An 18,535-nucleotide genomic window follows, 5' to 3' on the forward strand; every position below is an offset into this window, starting at 1 on the left:
CATCAGAGGTCCTTGACGGTACGCACCTGATCTTTGTTGATGCGTGTACGTTTGCCATCGAGCTGTTCAAATTCGTAGAAGCCCGATTCATCGTCATATTGCGGCGTGTCGACCGCCTGGATTTCGCGACCGTCGTTCAAAGTGATGACAGTTGGCGAGGAGCAACCAGCCAGAGTGCCCAGGCCCAGAGCGAGCAGGAAGGCGGGGAGGGTCCGTTGAATCATCATGTTTCTCCAGTAGAGGGTGGTGCGTAATGTCCTTGAGACGCATGGCGACGGCGCAAGTTCCTTGTCCATTGCAGCATAGCTAGCGCGCAGCACTATTGATCGGCAGCACGCCCGGGCAGGACCATGGGCGCGAGCCGGGCAGGGCTGTGATATAACACCGCCCATACTCCCTCAATGGATCAAGGTCCCATGAAAGCCAAGGCAGATGTACCTTTCGTGCCGCTGAACATCGCGGTGTTGACGGTCAGCGATACCCGTACCCTGGAAACCGACACCTCTGGCCAGGTGTTTGTCGATCGCCTGACCGAGGCCGGTCACGGCCTCGCTGCACGGGTACTGCTCAAGGACGATCTGTACAAGATTCGCGCCCAGGTCGCCACCTGGATTGCCGATGAGCAGGTGCAGGTGGTGTTGATCACCGGTGGCACCGGCTTCACCGGTCGTGACAGTACTCCAGAGGCAGTTGCCTGCCTGCTGGATAAACAGGTCGATGGCTTCGGTGAGTTGTTCCGCCACATCTCTTTGGCGGACATCGGTACTTCGACGGTTCAGTCGCGTGCCCTGGCCGGGTTGGCCAACGGTACCCTGGTCTGCTGTCTGCCCGGCTCGACCAATGCGGTGCGCACCGGCTGGGATGGCATCCTTGCCGAGCAGCTCGATGCCCGCCATCGCCCGTGCAATTTCGTTACTCACCTCAAGCAGGCCGAGCCCTGCGCCAGCCGTGGTTGAGGTGCCTGTGAACAAGCCGTTGATGCCGGTTGAAGATGCGCTGGCACGTTTGCTGGCACTGGCTGAGTCCGCACCCATCGTCGAAACCGAGCAGGTTGCCTTGGCGCAAGCCGAGGGGCGGGTGCTGGCCGAGGCGCTGATCGCCAGCCTGGATCTGCCGCCTTGGCCCAACAGTGCCATGGACGGTTATGCCTTGCGCCTGGCTGACTGGCAGGGTGAGGCGTTGCCGGTCAGCCAGCGCATTTTCGCCGGTCACGCTCCTGAGCCGCTGCAGCCGGGCACCTGTGCACGGATTTTCACCGGCGCGCCGTTGCCGTTGGGTGCTGATTGTGTCGAGATGCAGGAGAACGCCGAGGTTCTGCAAGACCAGCGGGTGCGTTTCAACGAGCCGCTGCGTGCTGGCCAGAATGTGCGCCCGCAAGGTCAGGAAACCCGTGTTGGCGAGTCGGTGCTGGCGGCGGGTACACGGCTGGGGCCGATCGAGTTGGGGCTGGCGGCAACGCTGGGTTGCGCCACGCTTACGGTGGTGCGCAGGGTTAAGGTTGCCGTGTTGTCCACGGGCGACGAGCTGGTAGAGCCGGGCTTGCCGCTGGGGCCAGGGCAGATTTACAACAGCAATCGGCGCTTGCTGGTCAGCTGGTTGCAACGCCTGGGTTGCGAGGTGATCGATGCGGGGATTCTTGCCGACGACCTGGAAAAAACCCGTGATTGCCTGGCGGGGCTGGGTCAGGTCGATTTGATCCTCTCGACCGGTGGTGTTTCCGTGGGTGAGGCCGATTACCTGGGCCTGGCCTTGCGCGAAGCGGGCGAACTGGCACTCTGGAAGCTGGCAATCAAGCCCGGCAAGCCCTTGACCTTCGGTCACTACAAAGGCGTGCCGGTGATCGGTTTGCCCGGCAATCCGGCGTCGACGCTGGTGACTTTCGGTCTGCTGACCCGCCCGTATCTGCTGCGCCGCCAGGGTGTGCAGGAGGTGACCCCTCTGCAGTTCCCGGTACCGGCCGGTTTTGACTGGCCCAAAGCCGGCAATCGTCGGGAGTACCTGCGCGCACGGCTGGACCAAGGGTGTGCGCAGATCTACAAGAACCAGAGCTCCGGCGTGCTGCGCAGCGCTGCCTGGGCCGAGGGCCTGGTGGAGGTCCGTGAGGGCACTACACCTGGCAAAGGCGATACCGTGCAGTTCATTCCCTTGAGTGAGCTACTCGGCTGAGCGACTGAGCAAACTGTTGTCGCTCAGATTGCCCAGTGTGGGCGCGCGCTGGCTCAGGCGCGCGTGCACGCTTTCCAGCTGGGCTGCAGCAATGCTCCAGTCGTGGCGCTCATGCACGAACTGCCGCGCGGCCTCCGATAACTGACGCATGCGCCAGGGCTGATTGAGCAATTGGGTGATGAGCAAGGCCAGTTGATCACCATCGTCACTGCCCAGGTAGTGTTCGCCCTGGGTCACCTGCAGCCCGCATACGCCCTTGGCGGTGGTGACCACCGGCAAGCCGGCGGCCATGGCTTCGAGCACCTTGATTTTCGAACCGCCGGCATAGCGTAGCGGGGCGAAGAAAATTGCCGAATGACGTTGCAGTTCACGCAAGTCGGGCAGGTAGCCGACCCATTCGATTCGCGGGTCGCTCCAGCGCGATTTCCAGCTGTCCGGCAAGGCATGTCCGACGACGGCCAGGCGCACCGCCGGGTTGCTTTGCCAGACCTGCGGAAGGATATCCTCGAGTGCCCACTCGATGGCTTCGAGGCTGGCGTTGTACTCAAAATTGCCGACAAACAACAGACGCTGGCTGTGCAGTGACGGCTGGATGTCCTGATAGTGCGCGCAATCGACGCCATTGATCACCAGTGAAGCGGGATTACCGGTCAGGCGGCTGATGTGTTCGACATCCTTGGGACTGACCGCCACCACCTCGTGGGCCTGGCTCAGTACCCGATTTTCCCAGCGCCGGTAGCGCCAGCGGTCGAAGGCGTTGAACGGTCGCAGCCACAGCGGCAGGCGGTCGTGGCAGGCGGCGCCGGACACCGATTCGATCGTGTGTTCACTGAGCAGGAAGGGCAGGCTTCGCGCCTGCAGGGCCTTTTCGAACGGCTGGAAACTATAGCTGTGCTCGATCTGGATGACATCCCAGCGCTCTTCCAGCAGCTGCTCGAAGCGATGGCGCAGGTGCGGAGCCAGGCCGTTGACACTGGCTCGCATGGGATAGCCGGCATAGACCGCAGCCAGCAGGTTCAGTGGGCTGTGCAGCGGGCGCCTGGGTAACACGATCAGGCGTTCGAGCAGGGGCTCGAGCGCCTGGCGTGCCGCCTCGTTGGGCGGGATTTTCGACTGCACCAGCAAGGTGATCTGGTGGCCACGCTGCGCCAGGCTGCGCAGCAGGTGGTATTGCCGGGTTTTGCCGCCGCTGGTGGTTGGCCAGGGCAGATAAGGCAGTGTCCAGAGTACGCGCATGACCCCTTTCCTCTATCACCAGGCGGGTAACGGCATGCCGATATGAATGGACGCGCCTGGGGGTGTCAGCTGTTGGCTGATTCCGGGGCGCGTCCATAGATATCAGTAAAGCGCACGATGTCGTCTTCGCCCATATATTCGCCACTTTGTACTTCGATCATGACCAGGTCGATCACACCAGGGTTGGTCAGGCGATGTACCCGCCCCGGTTTGATGAAGGTCGATTCGTTGGTGTCGAGCAGAAACTCGTCCTCACCGTTGGTCACGCAGGCCATGCCGTTGACGACGATCCAGTGTTCACTGCGATGGTGGTGCATCTGCAGTGAGAGCGATGCTTGAGGGCGAACCACGATGCGCTTGATCTTGAAGCGTGGACCTTCCTCAAGCACCGTGTACATGCCCCACGGGCGGTTCACCGTGCGGTGCAGGCGATAGGCGTCATGTCCCTGGTGCTTGAGCTTTTGGGCGATCACCTTGACCTCCTGGCTGCGCGCGGCGTCGGCGATCAGCAGGGCATCGGGGGTATCGATGATGATCAGGTTGTCGAGGCCCACGGCGCCGACCAGGCGGCGTGGCGAGTCGATGTAGCAATTGGAGACGTCATGCAGGACAGTCTCGCCATTGCACTGGTTGCCATTCTGGTCGGCTTCGCTGAGGTCACGCACCGCCTGCCAGCAGCCGATGTCGCTCCAGCCCAGGTCGGCGGGTAGCACGGCCACCTGGTTGGAGGCTTCCATGACCGCGTAATCAATGGAGATGTCCGGCACCTTTTCGAAGGTCTGGGGGTCGAGTTCCAGCTGCAGTTCACCTTTACCCTGTTTGCTCGGGCTGTGCTGCAGGCAATGGTGGACGCTGGCGAGCAGGTCCGGAACATGGCGGTCCAGTTCTGCGAGGATTGCATCGACGCGCATGCAGAACATGCCTGCATTCCACAGGTGCTGGCCACCCTCCAGATAGTGCTGGGCAGTGGCGGCGTCGGGTTTTTCGACAAATCGCTCCACTTTGTAACCTTGCGCGTCCAACGCCTGGCCTTTCTCGATGTAGCCAAAGCCGGTTTCGGCGTGGCCGGGCACCAGGCCGAAGGTGGTCAGCCAACCTTGTTGCGCCAGAGTACGGGCTTGCGTGACCGCTTGTTCGAAGGCTGGCAGGTCGCTGATCAGGTGATCGGCAGGCAGGACCAGCAGCAAGGCGCTTTCGCCATACAGATTGGCACAGTGCAGGGCGGCGGCGGCGATGGCTGGTGCAGTATTGCGGCCAAAGGGTTCGAGGATGAAGTCCAGGGCGATGCCGGCCGGGTTCAACTGGCGGTACTCATCCTGTGTGCGGAAATACACCTCCCGGTTGGTCACCGTCAGTATCCGCTCGACATCTGGCAGTGCGCTGGCGCGGGAAAAGGTCTTTTGCAGCAGGCTCTGGCCATCGGGCAGACGCATGAACGGTTTCGGCATGGTTTCGCGAGAAACCGGCCAAAGGCGAGTGCCGGCGCCGCCGGCGATGATGCAGGGGATCAGAACGCTCATTTCACAGCCTTGAGTCAGGGCACTGAGACTACAGTGCAGTAAAGGATAACCGGGACCTGGCAAGCGCTCGCGCAAGAAGTCAATAAAATGACTTTTTTCATCGGCGTCCTCCTTGATGGCCAAATATTTGTCGAATGATGCACCCGGGCGTTCCTGCTTTCAATAATATTTGTGTGAATGCTCGGCAAATTTGTTTTTTGATCGGCCACTGGCTGTGCAGCAAAAGCCCCTGTCCTGTGGTCGAGATGCTCGGGTTTCAATTCGCGGGGGAGGCACCATGACGCAGCACAGAATCTTATTCATCCTGCATGGCAAGCAGGCCATGAACGAGCAGGTACGTGCCGCCGTTGGTGCGCTGCGCGACCGTGGCTGGCAGCTTGACGTTCGCCTGACCTGGGAGGCCGGTGATGCTGCGCGGCTGGTCAGTGAAGCCCAGGCGGGCGGTTACCAGCATGTGGCAGCCGGCGGTGGAGACGGTACCTTGCGTGATGTCGCCGAGGCCATGGCCCGGATCGCTTCCCAGGCAAGCCTGGTGCTCGTGCCATTGGGGACAGCCAATGATTTTGCCCGGGCTGCGGGTGTGCCGCTGGAGCCTGAACAGGCGCTTGCGCTACTGGATACACCTGCCCAGAGCATTGATTTAGGGCGCGTGGGTGAACAGGTGTTTCTCAATATGGCCACGGGCGGATTTGGCAGCCAGGTCACCGCCAACACCTCCGAAGACCTGAAGAAAGTGCTGGGCGCAGCGGCGTATCTGTTCACTGGCCTGTCGCGTTTCAGTGAACTCAGTGCGGCCACGGTGGATCTGCATGGGCCGGATTTCCACTGGCGCGGTGATTTGCTGGCGCTGGGAATCGGCAACGGCCGGCAGGCTGGTGGTGGGCATGTTCTGTGCCCGCAGGCGCAAGTCGATGACGGGCTGCTGGATATCAGCATTTTGCCGGCCCCTCAGGAAGTGGTGGGTACCTTGCGCAGCTTGCTCAGTGATGGCCTGGGCCTGGAGAACATGTTTGTGCGAGCGCGTCTGCCCTGGGTCGAAATCAAGAGCGCGCAAGGTCTGGATATCAATCTCGATGGCGAGCCATTGCAAAGCGATAGCCTGCGTTTTGAGGTACTGGCAGGCGCCTTGCGGGTGCACCTGCCGGCTGACTCGCCGCTGCTCAGTCGTCGAGGCTGATGATCTGCTCGCGGACGGCAAACAGTACCAGGCCGGCAACGTCGTAGATCTGCAGGCGTTTCATGATTTGTGAGCGATGAGTCTCCACGGTCTTGATGCTCAAGCCCAGGCCGTTGGCAATTTCACGGGTGGATTTGCCGCGCACGATCAAACGCAGGATTTCCAGTTGGCGTGCCGTCAGGTTGTGCTTGTCCGAGGCCGGAGCCTTGACGCTCTGGGTCCGCAGCAGGGCCTGATTGATCACCGTGTGGGCGATTGCCGGGCTCAGGTAGCGCTCGCCGTTGCGCAGTGCAGCCAGGGCCTGCTCCAGTTCGGTGGCGGTGGTGTCCTTGAGCAGGTAGCCATGGGCGCCGCTTTCCAGGGCCTGCATGATCAGTTCGGGATCGGTGTGCATGGACAGGATCAGTACTTTGCTGCGACAGCCGCTGGCGCGTAGCTGGGTGAGAGCGTCCAGGCCGTTGGTCGTGCGCATCGAAATGTCCAGCAGGACAATGTCCGGATCCAGTTGCAGTACGAGTTCGGCCACCTGGTTGCCGTCATTGCCTTCACCCACCACTGTGTAACCAGGAATATCCGAGACCAGGGCGCGAACACCGGCGCGAATCAGTGAGTGGTCATCTACCAGCAGCAATTTACAGGTCATTGGGCGTTATTTGTCTTGGCGCGTTCAAGGGTGCGTGGAGGCCAGGGAAACAGGGCATCGATTCGAGTGCCTTTGCCTGGCTGGCTGCTGACTGACAGTGTGCCATCAAGCAGTGCAGCGCGTTCAAGCATGCCGGCCATGCCGCATTGTCCTTCATCTGCAGGATTGCTGGCGGGCAGGAAGCCCAGGCCATCGTCGCTGATCGACAAGGCCAGGCCTTCAGGCTGGCGCTGAATGCAGACGACCAGGTTATGCGCGCTGGCATGACGAAGCATGTTGGTGACCGCTTCCTGGGTGATGCGAAAGGCGGCGATGGCCATGTCTTCAGGTATTCCGCCCAGACGCTGGCGGCACTCAAGGCTCCAGTGCACGTTGGTGTTTTCCAGGGTGCGCAGCAAGTGTGCACGCAAGCTGGCCTCCAGTCCCAGGCTGGACAGCTGGCGCGGGTTGAGAATGGCCGAGACGTCACGGACATTGGCCAGTGTGTCGTCCAGGGTGCTACGCAGGGTGCTGCAGTGATCCTGCAGGTCGCCTGGAACACGGCGTTGCAGCCAGTCCGCCTGGAGTTTGGCGGCTGTCAGCAGTTGGCCGATATCGTCGTGGAGCTCCCGGCTCAGGCGTTGCCGCTCGCTTTCCTGAACCTTGAGCAGGCGATCGGCAAGTTCTGCCGGGCGCAGGGCAATCGAACGTGCCCAGTGGCGCAGATGCCAGCCAATGCTCAGCATCGCGACGATGTGCAGGATCAGCACACTGGCCGGCATCGGCAGCGCGTAGAAGTACAGCGCCAGGTTGGCGATGATCGAGGCCAGGCACAGGAGCGCGGTCAGCCCGCGCAGTAGAGCGGCCCCGGGGCGCCAGAGCTTGAATCTATTGAGGCTTGAGAGCATAGAAAATGAAGCCACTGAAATATCGCTGAAGAAAGCCTGGAACAGGTCAAACTTAGGGGCGTTGTCGTGTTGCCTTCAATATCATTTATATGTCGGCGCCGGGCGGAGTAATGAATACCTGCGCCAAGAAAAAAATCGTTGAAGGCATGATTGGACAAGGTCTGACTAACCTTCATCGCGCGCATGGTATCACTTCAAGTCCCAAGGGTGGCGAACTCTGATAACTGTCTGAAACGTCAGATTTTACGGGCTGATGCAGGGGGTCCGTCATGTGCGCTGGTCTAGCACTTTGCCATTACTTTATAAGGCGTAAAGCTTGCGCGAAATAAAGTAAATCTGCAGTTGTAAAAACGACTGCAGAAATGATCGGCAAACGGGAAAGTTGCTGCTTAGTGCGTAGCGCGGAGCGCTGTCAGCACTCGCTGCCGGATCTTTGTCGATGACCCTTTAGTTGCCCGTAGTTTGCTGTCCGGTTGCCTCGCGCGCGTTGTGCGGCGGGTGTTCGCAGGAGGTCATGCTTGAGTGGCAGGAAGCGCAACCGGAGGTCGTGTTCAGGGCGGCTGCCAGGTTGTCCAGCAGCAGCACCTGTTCATCGGTATCCAGGCTCAGGCGGCCGGTGTGCGGGTCAACCAGCTCCAATTGCCAGGCCAGCAGGGTCAGGCACTCTTCCAGTGCCGGCAAGGCGCTGCCGGGCAGCCGCGAAGGGTTGTGAGCGGTCTTCAGCAAATGTTGCAGCTTCTTGCTGTAACTGGCCACCTCCAGGAGCCCCAGGGCATGTGCGCGAGTCACTAGCGTGGCCAAGGTGTCGTTGAGGCAGTGGCAGGCATCCGGATCGTTGTCGATCAATTCCAGGTGCTGCAGGCACTCTTCGGCCTGGGTCAGCAAGACCTGGGCGTCCACCAGAAAATCCTGCAGGGCGCTGCTGTTCAGTGATTCGTTAGCCATCATTTGGCTCCAGCACAAAGGGCTGGAGCAGGGGCTGGCCACAACGAGGCGATCGCTGACAAAAGCCTGACTCCGTTCATGCAATGAGAATGGCGTCACATTAATGGCTAATGGATATCGCGAACATCAGGTCTCGCCCGATTGTCACTAGGGGTTTCCCTGATGGGCTGGTGTGATTACGACCCTTTGCGGGTGTTTACGACAGGAAGGAGCTGAGCGCAGTAAAGCATGATGTTAAATTGACATCAATGACCGGCTGAGCATTTTCTTCAGAGGGTCAAGCTGTGCCTGATCTGGCCGATACAGGGCCAATGGGTTCATTTCTTGGAACAAGCCTGGGGGTTCTTTAATGGCTGGCATTCTCGACACAGTAGACCAAAGAACGCAGCTGGTGGGTGAGAACCGCCTGGAAATCCTGATGTTCCGCCTGGCCGGGCGACAGTTGTTCGCGATCAACGTGTTCAAGGTTCAGGAGGTGCTGCAGATGCCCAAACTGACCTTGATGCCACAGCGCCATGCATTCGTCTGTGGTGTAGTCAACCTGCGTGGGCAGACATTGCCGGTGATCGACTTGTCCCAGGCTATCGGCATGCGCCCGCTTACGCCTGGGCCCGGCAGCACCATTATTGTCACCGAGTACAACCGTTCGGTGCAGGCGTTTCTGGTGGGTGGGGTCGATCGTATCGTCAACATGAACTGGGAAGCCATCATGCCGCCGCCGGCCAGCGCCGGTCGTCAGCATTACCTGACGGCAATCAGCAAGGTCGACGAGCAGCTGGTGGAAATCATCGACGTAGAGAAAGTGCTGGCCGAAATCGTGCCGTACAGTGCCAAGGTCTCGCGCGACAAGCTGGAGGATCCGGTGTTGGCGCGGGCCCGCGGTCGCGAGGTGTTGTTGGTGGACGATTCCACTGTGGCCTTGGCCCAGCTGCGCGACACTTTGTCTCAGTTAGGGGTGAAAATGCATGTCGCCAGTGATGGTCTCAAGGCGTTGCGCATGCTCAAAGGCTGGGCCGACGCTGGCGAAGATATGTGTGAAAAACTGTTGATGATTTTCACCGATGCCGAGATGCCGGAGATGGACGGCTACCGTCTGACTACCGAGATCCGTAACGACCCGCGCTTGCGCCCGTTGCATGTGGTGTTGCACACCTCGTTGTCGGGTAGTTTCAACGAGTCGATGGTGAAGAAAGTCGGTTGTGACAACTTTCTCTCCAAGTTCCAGCCCGACAAGCTGGTCGATGTCGTTCGCCAACGGTTGATGCTGGATGAAGCGACGGCCTGAGTCGGTATAAGCTAAGGCTTTGAACCGGCAAAAGGACAGGTCACCGATGCAATTGAGTGCGTTGTACCGATATCCGCTCAAATCCGCGCGCGGCCAGGCGTTGCAATCGTCTTCACTGGGCTTGCTGGGACTGGATGGCGACCGTCGCTGGATGCTTGTAGAGCGCGACAATGGCCGCTTCCTGACCCAGCGCGCGTACCCGCAAATGAGCCAGTTGACGGCGTTGTATGGCGTTGACGGCGAGCTGACCCTGGAGGCGCCTGGGCGACCTGCGTTGAAGGTCGCCGTGCCGCAGGCTGACAGCGATCTGCGCGGCGTGACGATCTGGCGTGACACCTTTCGCGTCCCGGATGCCGGTGAAGTCGCTGCGCAGTGGCTCAGCGAATTTATCGGCAAGGACGTGCGCCTGGTCCATGTACCCGAGGAGCGCAGCCGTTTCCTGCCGGGTGGTTATGGCGAGGTCAATGACCGGGTGGCTTTTGCCGATGGCTTCCCGTTGCTGCTGATCGGCCAGGCGTCGCTCGACGACCTGGTACAGCGGGTCGGCCGGCCGCTCGAGATGCAGCGCTTTCGTCCCAATCTGGTGGTGGAGGGGGCCGAAGCCTTTGCCGAGGATGGCTGGAAGCGCATCCGTATCGGCGAGATGGAGTTCCGTGTGCTCAAGCCTTGTGAGCGTTGCATCATGACCACCATTGATCCGCAGACCGGCGAGCGCAGTACAGATCGCGAACCCCTGACCACACTCAAAACCTATCGGCAGAAGGAGGGGGATGTGCTGTTCGGGCAGAACCTGGTGGCTGATGGCTGCGGGGTGCTTGAGGTGGGGATGCCGGTGACGGTGCTGGAATAATCAAATCGCGGGGCAAGCCCGCTCCCACCGGGTTCTATATCACCCTGTGGGAGCGGGCTTGCCCCGCGATTGCATTCAACTACTGATCGTCAAAATATCGCTCATGCCAGTCCACCAGCGGCTGCGGCGAGTTGAGCTTCTGTCCGTAGATCACCGAGTAGGACAGCACGTTCTGCACATATTGACGGGTCTCATCAAATGGGATCGACTCCACCCAGACATCGAAGCTCAGGTGATCGGCGCCACGCAGCCATTGCCGTACACGGCCCGGGCCTGCGTTATAGGCGGCCGAAGCCAGCACCCGGTTGCCGTTGAACTGACTGTGCACCTGGCTCAGGTACGCCGCGCCGAGCTGGATATTCTTGTCCGGGTTGAACACCTGGGCCGGGGAGGCCAGCGGGATGCTGAACTTGCGCGCAGTCTCCTTGGCCGTGGCTGGCATCAGTTGCATCAGGCCGCTGGCGCCAACGCTGGAGCGGGCGTCCTCCATGAACGCACTTTCCTGGCGAGTAATGGCGAACACCCAGCTTGAATGCAGGCCACGCACCTTGGCTTCCCGCACCAGCGTATCGCGGTGGGCCATCGGGAACCGGATATCCAGGTCGTCCCAGTATTGCGCCTGGCTGATGGTGCGGATCGCCGGGAAGTACCAGCGCATGTCGTAGGCCAGGCGTGCCTGGGCGACCATTTCGTCGCGGCTGAAATGGCGGCTGACGTGGTACCACTCGCGGCGGCCATCGACAATCTGCCCGCGGGCATGGAACTCCAGGGCGCGACGGATACCTGGTGTGTTGCGCACTTTGTTCATCACCGCCTGGCTCAGCACCAGTGGCTTGTTGTTCAGCTGATACGGGGTTTTTGCCCGGTCGGCGGCAAGGAAGCCATAGAAATCACGCTCACGTGCCACGGTTTTGTACAGCAGCGGGATCTGCGGGTTCTGTGGCTGCGCCAATTCAAGGCTGCGCGCGTGCCAGTAACGCCAGCGGCTGCTGCTGGCCAGGTCCTGGGGCAGGCGCTTGGTCAGCTCATAGGCGTCTTCCCAGCGGCCCAGGCGCAGCAACAGGCGCAGACGCCATTCGGTCACGGTGTTGTCGCGCAGCTCGGGGTCGTAGCGGGTCATCAGGTCCAGGGCCCGCGGGTCGTAGCGGCGGGCCAGGGTCAAACCAATTTCGCGGGCGATGGCGACTTTCTCGTCGCGGGAGAAATGCATGCGGTTGGCATAGTCGTCCAGCAGGCTCATGGCCCGCTCCGGGTCCTGGCGTGCCAGGCGGCGCAGGCCGAGGCTGACCACGTCGGACATGGCCTCGTTGACCGGTACGAAGCGTCCAGGCTGATTCAACAGCTGTGGTTTCTGTGCCACATCAACCAGCAAGCGACCCTGAGGGGCGAGGGTGGTGAGGGTTTTGGTCAGGCTGTTGGCCAAGGCATAGTTGCGCGCCTGGGCGGCCAGCTTGGTGCGCTGCCAGCGTTTCTGCTCGCTGAGTTGACCTTCGGCTGCCCAGCGGTCGAACAACGGGTCACAGGCGGTAGGCTGGGACTTGCCCACCAGCCAGAGTTTTTCTGCCGAGGCATAGCCTTCGGCGCGCTGGCCCTGAATCAGCTGACGCTGGCCATTGAGGCAATCGAGTTCGGTGAAGTTCAGCTTCGGGTCGTAGTAGCGGCTGAAGGTCTCCCACTCGCCGCGCTCGGCCAGCCAGCGCAACCAGCGCAATTTCATCCAGTTGGCCTGGGGCAGGTCGCCATGGGCGGCGAGGAATTTTTCGATCTCGGCATTGCTGGCGGTTTTCAGACGCGCGGTCAGCTCGTCGTAGGCCAGGTAAGGCGTTAGCGGATAATCACTCAACGCTTGTGCGTAACGCAGGTAGGGACCCTTGTCACCCTTGGCCAGGGCGCGTTTGGCCTCGTCATAGTACTGGCGCTGCACGGTGATGTCGGTGGCCTGGGCGACGCTGGCTGCGGAGGCCGAGAGAAGCAGGCAGGAAACTAGATTTAACAGGCGGCTGCGCATGAGACTTCCGGGCAGTTTGACCATGAAAAGTGACGGCGAAGCCAGCACTGTTGGGATTGCGTTGCTTAAGCTTAGCCGTTTGCCATAGGCGGATGAAAGCATTGTGCTTGTATCCAGTTGTAATCACACGGCCTGTCGTCGGATCTGTCTGGAGGCGCGCCTGCTTAATGTGAAGCGGGCTCAAGTCGGGTAGAATGCGCGCCCGGTTTTTGGAGAAGATCATGACCCTGCTCAAATTAAGCGATGTGTCCCTTGCGTTCGGCGCCATGCCGTTGTTGGACAAGGTGTCGTGGCAGATCGCCCGTGGTGAGCGGGTGTGCATTATTGGCCGCAACGGTACTGGCAAGTCGAGCATGCTGCGCCTGGTCAAGGGCGATCAGAAGCCTGACGACGGCGATGTCTGGCGCGCTCCTGGGCTGAAGATTGGCGAGTTGCCGCAGGAACTGCCGGTGGCCGACGGACGTACAGTGTTCGACGTAGTGGCCGAAGGCCTCGACGGTGTCGGCGCCTTGCTGGCCGAATATCACCACCTGAGCCAGAACATCCACAGCGATGCCGATCTGGAAAAGCTCATGCACGTCCAGCACGACCTGGAAGCGCGTGATGGCTGGCGCTTGCAGCAACTGGTCGACAGCACCCTGAGCCGTCTGCAACTGCCAGCCGACAAGACCCTGGCCGAGCTCTCCGGTGGCTGGCGCCGTCGCGTGCTGCTGGCCCAGGCGCTGGTCTCCGAGCCTGACCTGCTGCTGCTCGACGAACCGACCAACCACCTGGATATCGGTGCCATTGCCTGGCTGGAAGAGGCCCTCAGCGGCTTCGGCGGCGCCGTGCTGTTCATCACCCACGACCGCTCCTTCCTGCAAAACCTGGCCACGCGCATCCTCGAACTGGACCGCGGCGGCCTGATCGACTGGAACGGCGACTACGCCAGCTTCCTGGTGCACAAGGAAGCCGCGCTGGCCGCCGAAGAAACCGCCAACGCGTTGTTCGACAAAAAACTGGCCCAGGAAGAAGTGTGGATCCGTCAGGGCATCAAAGCCCGACGTACCCGTAACGAAGGCCGCGTGCGCGCCCTCAAGGCCCTGCGCGTTGAGCGTAGCGAGCGCCGTGAGCGTCAGGGCAAGGCCAATATCATGCTTGATGTTGCGGAGAAATCCGGCAAGCAGGTGATGGTCCTGGAAAACGTCAGCTTCAGCCATCCGGGTGGCCCGCAGCTAGTCAAGGACTTCTCCATGGTCCTGCAGCGAGAAGACCGCATCGGTCTGCTTGGTGCCAACGGTACCGGCAAGACCACCCTGTTGAAACTGATGCTCGGCGGTCTTGAGCCTACCAGTGGCAAGATCGAGTCCGGTACGCGCCTGGAAGTGGCCTATTTCGACCAGCTGCGCCATCAGCTGGACCTGGAAAAGACCGTCATCGACAACTTGTCCGAAGGTCGCGACTTCATCGAGATCGACGGCCAGAACCGCCATGTACTGAGCTATCTGGGCGATTTCCTGTTCAGCCCGCAGCGTGCCCGCACGCCGGTCAAGGCGCTGTCTGGTGGTGAGCGCGCGCGGTTGCTGCTGGCCAAACTGTTCAGCAAGCCAGCCAACCTGCTGGTGCTCGACGAACCGACCAACGACCTCGACGTGGAAACTCTCGAGCTGCTCGAAGAAGTGCTGTCGGCGTTCAAGGGCACCGTGCTGATGGTCAGCCACGACCGGGCCTTCCTCGACAACGTGGTCACCAGCACCCTGGTCTTCGAGGGCGAGGGCAAGGTGCGCGAGTACGTCGGTGGTTACCAGGACTGGATTCGTCAGGGCGGTTCGCCAAAATTGCTGGGCGTTACCGAGAGCAAGTCGGGCAAGTCAGAGCTGAACACAGCGGTGGTTGAAGCTGTAGCTCCAGCTCCCATTGCAGCACCGGCAACCGAGACGCCAAAGAAAAAGCTCAGCTACAAGCTGCAACGCGAGCTGGAAGCCTTGCCGGGCCAGATCGACGAACTGGAACAGAAAATGGCGGCGGTGCAGGAAGAAATTTCCGACCCGGCCTTCTACCAGCGCCCGATCGACCAGACCTCTGCCGTGCTGGCGCGTCTGGAGCAGATGCAGGCTGAGCTGGATGTTCTGGTAGAGCGCTGGGCTGAACTCGACAGCTAAGGGGAGGGGCCCGGCGCAGGCTGCGCCGGGCTGCCCTGGTTATTCTTTTTTCAGCAGGCGTACGGCCAGCACATCGCAGGGCGCGCCGTGCAGGACGTCATTGGCGGTAGAGCCCAGCAGCAGTGCCAGACCGTGCCGGCCGTGGCTGCCGACCACGATCAGGTCGCAAGCATTCTCCTTGGCCAATTGATGGATCTCCTGGCGGGGTTGTCCGTAGGTCAGATGCGAATCGCCGCGCTTGATCTCGGGATACTTGACGAACAGGCGGTCCATACGCTCTTTGGCCTGGTCGAACTGTTGTTGTTGCAGTTGGGACAGATCCATCGGCACATCGCCACCAAACGCCATGGCCATGGGCTCGACGATATGCACCAGAGAAACTTTGGTCTCGGTCGATGCGGCCAATGTCATGGCGCGCTTGATGACCGGATCGCATTCTTCGGTCAGGTCGACGGCAACCAGTATGTGTTCGTAGGGCATGAGAGGCTCTCCTGACAGTCGCAATAGTTCAAGTATGGTCGGTTTCAGGCTGATCGCTCAGAACCTCGGCTAACCAGCTCATTTGCAAAGCTTTATGGGAACAACAGATATGACGGTCTGGGTAGTGGTGTCAATCCTTGCGCTGATTCTCAGCCCCTTGGCCTGGTTGCGTCCTTCGCGTAACCAGAGTGGCCGTATGGCCCTGCGTATGGAAGCCCGGCGTATGGGCTTGAACATGCAGCTGGCGCCTCAGCAGTGGCCGCACTGGTTGCCCAAGGAGCCGCCAAGCCCCTGCGCGCAGTATGTGCAGCCGCGGCGCAAGGGCAGGGTAGACACCTGGAGTTATTGGCAAACGACCCCCGGCACCTGGCTCAATCAATGGCGTGAGCCTTGCACCGATCCTGTGCATGCAGAGCATCTCGCGCGCCTGCCTGACAACGTCTTCAAGGTCGAAGCCGGCCCGCAAATGGTTGCCCTTTATTGGGGGGAACGAGGTGAAACGGCTGTATTGCAGAATATTGCCGCGGTGCTGAAAGCCCTGGCCTGATCACGCTCAATAAAAAGCCCGATATACGCATCGGGCAGGCGGGCCAGGCAGGCCGGTCTAAGTATTGATTCCCTCCCAGTGTAGCGGGCCCGCCGCTACCCGCCGCCTTTTCTGTCCTTTTTTGTTCGCACCCAGCGTGTATTGATCCTGTGCATGGGTGTGTAAGCCTTCGTCCATTATCGTTGGCGTGAATGCTCATCGATCACCGAAGCCGGTGTTTGCCCGCGATCAGCTGAAAGTGACCGTAAAGTCGCGTTTTCACACCGCTTTCGGGCATTTGACAACGGCGATCTTTTCGTTGAATGTGTGCATACCCAAATCAAACGGGCGTATGAATTGAGCGTTTGTATTGTCAGAAGGCTCTTACAGAATCCCGACTATCGCGCTGACGGGTGTGCCTGGCGCAAGGATTCGGCAAATCACGGCCAACGGCCGGCCGGGTCCTTCACCAGCGTTCGGCGTGTACAGTTCAGCTTCCATATCGTGGAGATCAGTTGATGATTTACGAAGGTAAAGCCATCACGGTTAAGGCTCTTGAAAGCGGCATCGTCGAACTGAAGTTCGACCTCAAGGGTGAGTCCGTCAACAAGTTCAACCGTCTTACCCTGAACGAATTGCGTCAGGCCGTAGACACCATCAAGGCCGACGCCTCGATCAAAGGCGTGATTGTCAGCAGTGGCAAGGACGTGTTCATCGTCGGCGCGGATATCACTGAGTTTGTCGATAACTTCAAGCTGCCCGAGGCCGAACTGGTCGCCGGCAACCTGGAAGCCAACCGGATTTTCAGCGACTTCGAAGACCTGGCCGTGCCGACCGTTGCCGCGATCAACGGCATCGCCCTGGGCGGTGGTCTGGAAATGTGCCTGGCTGCCGACTTCCGCGTGATGTCCAGCAACGCCAAGATCGGTCTGCCGGAAGTCAAGCTGGGTATCTATCCGGGCTTTGGCGGTACCGTGCGCCTGCCGCGCATCATCGGTGCCGACAACGCCATCGAGTGGATTGCCGCCGGCAAGGAAAACCGTGCTGAAGACGCTCTGAAGGTCGGTGCCGTCGATGCCGTGGTAGCCCCTGAGCTGCTGCAGGCCGCCGCACTGGACCTGATCAAGCGCGCCATCAGCGGCGAGTTCGATCACAAGGCCAAGCGTCAGCCGAAGCTCGAGAAGCTCAAGCTCAACGCCATCGAGCAGATGATGTCGTTCGAAACCGCCAAAGGTTTCGTTGCAGGTCAAGCGGGCCCGAACTACCCGGCGCCGGTTGAAGCGATCAAGAGCATTCAGAAGGCGGCCAACTTCGGCCGTGACAAGGCCCTGGAAGTCGAAGCCGCCGGCTTCGTCAAACTGGCCAAGACTTCGGTTGCCGAGAGCCTGATCGGTCTGTTCCTCAACGACCAGGAGCTCAAGCGCAAAGCCAAGGCCCACGACGAAATCGCTCACGACGTGAAGCAGGCTGCCGTGCTCGGCGCCGGCATCATGGGCGGCGGTATCGCCTACCAGTCGGCGGTCAAGGGCACCCCGATCCTGATGAAGGACATCAACGAAGGCGCCATTGCGCTGGGCTTGAACGAAGCTTCCAAGCTGCTCGGCAAGCGCGTTGAAAAAGGCCGTCTGACCCCGGCGAAAATGGCTGAAGCGCTGAACGCGATTCGTCCGACCCTGTCTTACGGCGACTTCGCCAACGTCGATATCGTCGTTGAAGCTGTGGTCGAGAACCCGAAGGTCAAGCAAGCGGTACTGGCTGAAGTGGAAGGCCAGGTGAAGGAAGACGCCATCCTCGCTTCCAACACCTCGACCATCTCCATCAACCTGCTGGCCAAGGCCCTCAAGCGTCCGGAAAATTTCGTCGGCATGCACTTCTTCAATCCGGTGCACATGATGCCGCTGGTCGAAGTCATCCGTGGTGAGAAGTCCAGCGATGTGGCAGTTGCCACCACCGTTGCCTACGCCAAGAAGATGGGCAAGAACCCGATCGTGGTCAACGACTGCCCGGGCTTTTTGGTCAACCGCGTGCTGTTCCCGTACTTCGGCGGTTTCGCCAAGCTGGTCAGCGCCGGTGTCGACTTCGTGCGCATCGACAAGGTCATGGAAAAATTCGGCTGGCCGATTGGGCCCGGCCTACCTGATGGACGTGGTCGGTATCGACACTGGCCACCACGGCCGTGACGTCATGGCCGAAGGCTTCCCGGACCGCATGAAGGACGACCGTCGTTCGGCCGTCGATGCGCTCTACGAAGCCAATCGCCTGGGTCAGAAGAACGGCAAGGGCTTCTACGCCTACGAGACCGACAAGCGCGGCAAGCCGAAGAAAGTCGCCGACGCGGCCGTCCTCGAAGTGCTCAAGCCGGTCGTCTACGAACAGCGTGAAGTCACTGACGAAGACATCATCAACTGGATGATGGTGCCGCTGTGCCTGGAAACCGTTCGTTGCCTGGAAGACGGCATCGTTGAAACCGCCGCCGAAGCCGACATGGGTCTGGTCTACGGTATCGGTTTCCCTCCGTTCCGCGGTGGTGCGCTGCGTTACATCGACTCGATCGGTGTCGCTGAATTCGTTGCCCTGGCAGACAAGTACGCCGATCTGGGTCCGCTGTATCACCCCACCGCGAAGCTGCGTGAAATGGCCAAAAACGGCCAGAGCTTCTTCGGTTAAGCGC

Annotated in this window: 15 protein-coding genes and 1 pseudogene; 8 read left to right on the forward strand and 8 right to left on the reverse strand. The window is 60.6% G+C overall.

Annotation, left to right across the window (positions count from 1 at the left end; translation table 11 throughout):
* Positions 1 to 2 precede the first annotated feature (2 nt).
* Positions 3 to 224 (reverse strand): YgdI/YgdR family lipoprotein, encoded by a 222-nt coding sequence (locus ACVI9W_RS20520; protein ID WP_038608856.1) that lies wholly within the window; start codon positions 222 to 224, stop codon positions 3 to 5.
* A gap of 192 nt (positions 225 to 416) precedes the next feature.
* Between ACVI9W_RS20520 and moaB the strand changes: the two genes are divergently transcribed.
* Both moaB and ACVI9W_RS20530 read left to right on the forward strand, forming a co-directional pair.
* The gene (gene moaB, locus ACVI9W_RS20525; RefSeq protein ID WP_107022870.1) at positions 417 to 956 is read left to right on the forward strand and encodes a molybdenum cofactor biosynthesis protein B; all 540 of its coding nucleotides are present in this window, start codon (positions 417 to 419) and stop codon (positions 954 to 956) included.
* 22 nt (positions 957 to 978) lie between these two features.
* Positions 979 to 2,166 carry a molybdopterin molybdotransferase MoeA gene (locus ACVI9W_RS20530; RefSeq protein WP_461531850.1) on the forward strand — a complete coding sequence of 396 codons (1,188 nt, stop codon included), beginning with the start codon at positions 979 to 981 and terminating at the stop codon, positions 2,164 to 2,166.
* On the opposite strand, the gene ACVI9W_RS20535 is transcribed toward ACVI9W_RS20530, so the two are convergent.
* Together ACVI9W_RS20535 and ACVI9W_RS20540 are read right to left on the reverse strand one after the other, a co-directional pair.
* Positions 2,155 to 3,402: a glycosyltransferase family 4 protein gene (locus tag ACVI9W_RS20535; protein WP_461530993.1), complete on the reverse strand. Its 1,248-nt coding sequence runs from the start codon at positions 3,400 to 3,402 to the stop codon at positions 2,155 to 2,157. The genes ACVI9W_RS20530 and ACVI9W_RS20535 overlap by 12 nt on opposite strands.
* A gap of 65 nt (positions 3,403 to 3,467) precedes the next feature.
* The gene (locus ACVI9W_RS20540; RefSeq protein WP_461530994.1) at positions 3,468 to 4,922 is read right to left on the reverse strand and encodes a mannose-1-phosphate guanylyltransferase/mannose-6-phosphate isomerase; all 1,455 of its coding nucleotides are present in this window, start codon (positions 4,920 to 4,922) and stop codon (positions 3,468 to 3,470) included.
* A 277-nt stretch (positions 4,923 to 5,199) separates the two neighbouring features.
* Here ACVI9W_RS20540 and yegS point away from each other — a divergent pair, with 277 nt between their 5' ends.
* Positions 5,200 to 6,099, forward strand: a complete 900-nt coding sequence (yegS, locus tag ACVI9W_RS20545; protein WP_461530995.1) for a lipid kinase YegS — start codon at positions 5,200 to 5,202, stop codon at positions 6,097 to 6,099.
* Here the strand turns inward: yegS and ACVI9W_RS20550 are convergent.
* From ACVI9W_RS20550 to ACVI9W_RS20560, 3 genes are all read right to left on the reverse strand, one after another.
* Positions 6,083 to 6,742, reverse strand: a complete 660-nt coding sequence (locus ACVI9W_RS20550; RefSeq protein WP_461530996.1) for a response regulator — start codon at positions 6,740 to 6,742, stop codon at positions 6,083 to 6,085. The genes yegS and ACVI9W_RS20550 overlap by 17 nt on opposite strands.
* The gene (locus ACVI9W_RS20555) at positions 6,739 to 7,629 is read right to left on the reverse strand and encodes a sensor histidine kinase (protein WP_422420968.1); all 891 of its coding nucleotides are present in this window, start codon (positions 7,627 to 7,629) and stop codon (positions 6,739 to 6,741) included. Before ACVI9W_RS20555 ends, ACVI9W_RS20550 begins: the two co-directional genes overlap by 4 nt.
* Before the next feature lie 447 nt (positions 7,630 to 8,076).
* A complete protein-coding gene (locus tag ACVI9W_RS20560; protein WP_461530997.1) occupies positions 8,077 to 8,574 on the reverse strand; it encodes a histidine kinase in 498 nt (165 codons plus the stop codon).
* A gap of 349 nt (positions 8,575 to 8,923) precedes the next feature.
* Between ACVI9W_RS20560 and ACVI9W_RS20565 the strand changes: the two genes are divergently transcribed.
* Together ACVI9W_RS20565 and ACVI9W_RS20570 are read left to right on the forward strand one after the other, a co-directional pair.
* A complete protein-coding gene (locus ACVI9W_RS20565) occupies positions 8,924 to 9,859 on the forward strand; it encodes a chemotaxis protein CheV (protein WP_038608870.1) in 936 nt (311 codons plus the stop codon).
* 46 nt (positions 9,860 to 9,905) lie between these two features.
* Positions 9,906 to 10,709, forward strand: a complete 804-nt coding sequence (locus tag ACVI9W_RS20570; RefSeq protein WP_461530998.1) for an MOSC domain-containing protein — start codon at positions 9,906 to 9,908, stop codon at positions 10,707 to 10,709.
* 79 nt (positions 10,710 to 10,788) lie between these two features.
* Here ACVI9W_RS20570 and ACVI9W_RS20575 read toward each other — a convergent pair whose 3' ends face one another.
* Positions 10,789 to 12,717: a transglycosylase SLT domain-containing protein gene (locus ACVI9W_RS20575; protein ID WP_461530999.1), complete on the reverse strand. Its 1,929-nt coding sequence runs from the start codon at positions 12,715 to 12,717 to the stop codon at positions 10,789 to 10,791.
* Between the two features lie 221 nt (positions 12,718 to 12,938).
* On the opposite strand from ACVI9W_RS20575, the gene ACVI9W_RS20580 reads away from it, so the two are divergent.
* A complete protein-coding gene (locus ACVI9W_RS20580) occupies positions 12,939 to 14,858 on the forward strand; it encodes an ATP-binding cassette domain-containing protein (protein ID WP_461531000.1) in 1,920 nt (639 codons plus the stop codon).
* Between the two features lie 39 nt (positions 14,859 to 14,897).
* Here ACVI9W_RS20580 and ACVI9W_RS20585 read toward each other — a convergent pair whose 3' ends face one another.
* Entirely contained in the window at positions 14,898 to 15,338 is a 441-nt protein-coding gene (locus tag ACVI9W_RS20585) for a universal stress protein (RefSeq protein WP_038608878.1), read from the reverse strand.
* Between the two features lie 109 nt (positions 15,339 to 15,447).
* Here ACVI9W_RS20585 and ACVI9W_RS20590 point away from each other — a divergent pair, with 109 nt between their 5' ends.
* Together ACVI9W_RS20590 and fadB are read left to right on the forward strand one after the other, a co-directional pair.
* Positions 15,448 to 15,885 (forward strand): hypothetical protein, encoded by a 438-nt coding sequence (locus ACVI9W_RS20590; protein WP_461531001.1) that lies wholly within the window; start codon positions 15,448 to 15,450, stop codon positions 15,883 to 15,885.
* A 497-nt stretch (positions 15,886 to 16,382) separates the two neighbouring features.
* Positions 16,383 to 18,531: pseudogene (fadB, locus tag ACVI9W_RS20595) on the forward strand (fatty acid oxidation complex subunit alpha FadB).
* Positions 18,532 to 18,535 lie beyond the last annotated feature (4 nt).

This window comes from Pseudomonas sp. 210_17 TE3656, from assembly GCF_054821965.1.

What these genes read in the sequence shown, in the direction of transcription:
- ACVI9W_RS20565 (WP_038608870.1), top strand. Translation starts at nt 8,924, where the DNA reads ATGGCTGGCATTCTCGACACAGTAGACCAAAGAACGCAGCTGGTGGGT.
- ACVI9W_RS20585 (WP_038608878.1), bottom strand. Translation starts at nt 15,338, where the DNA reads ATGCCCTACGAACACATACTGGTTGCCGTCGACCTGACCGAAGAATGC.
- ACVI9W_RS20535 (WP_461530993.1), bottom strand. Translation starts at nt 3,402, where the DNA reads ATGCGCGTACTCTGGACACTGCCTTATCTGCCCTGGCCAACCACCAGC.
- ACVI9W_RS20575 (WP_461530999.1), bottom strand. Translation starts at nt 12,717, where the DNA reads ATGCGCAGCCGCCTGTTAAATCTAGTTTCCTGCCTGCTTCTCTCGGCC.
- ACVI9W_RS20540 (WP_461530994.1), bottom strand. Translation starts at nt 4,922, where the DNA reads ATGAGCGTTCTGATCCCCTGCATCATCGCCGGCGGCGCCGGCACTCGC.
- moaB (WP_107022870.1), top strand. Translation starts at nt 417, where the DNA reads ATGAAAGCCAAGGCAGATGTACCTTTCGTGCCGCTGAACATCGCGGTG.
- ACVI9W_RS20570 (WP_461530998.1), top strand. Translation starts at nt 9,906, where the DNA reads ATGCAATTGAGTGCGTTGTACCGATATCCGCTCAAATCCGCGCGCGGC.
- ACVI9W_RS20550 (WP_461530996.1), bottom strand. Translation starts at nt 6,742, where the DNA reads ATGACCTGTAAATTGCTGCTGGTAGATGACCACTCACTGATTCGCGCC.
- ACVI9W_RS20590 (WP_461531001.1), top strand. Translation starts at nt 15,448, where the DNA reads ATGACGGTCTGGGTAGTGGTGTCAATCCTTGCGCTGATTCTCAGCCCC.
- ACVI9W_RS20560 (WP_461530997.1), bottom strand. Translation starts at nt 8,574, where the DNA reads ATGGCTAACGAATCACTGAACAGCAGCGCCCTGCAGGATTTTCTGGTG.
- ACVI9W_RS20555 (WP_422420968.1), bottom strand. Translation starts at nt 7,629, where the DNA reads ATGCTCTCAAGCCTCAATAGATTCAAGCTCTGGCGCCCCGGGGCCGCT.
- ACVI9W_RS20530 (WP_461531850.1), top strand. Translation starts at nt 979, where the DNA reads ATGCCGGTTGAAGATGCGCTGGCACGTTTGCTGGCACTGGCTGAGTCC.
- ACVI9W_RS20580 (WP_461531000.1), top strand. Translation starts at nt 12,939, where the DNA reads ATGACCCTGCTCAAATTAAGCGATGTGTCCCTTGCGTTCGGCGCCATG.
- ACVI9W_RS20520 (WP_038608856.1), bottom strand. Translation starts at nt 224, where the DNA reads ATGATTCAACGGACCCTCCCCGCCTTCCTGCTCGCTCTGGGCCTGGGC.
- yegS (WP_461530995.1), top strand. Translation starts at nt 5,200, where the DNA reads ATGACGCAGCACAGAATCTTATTCATCCTGCATGGCAAGCAGGCCATG.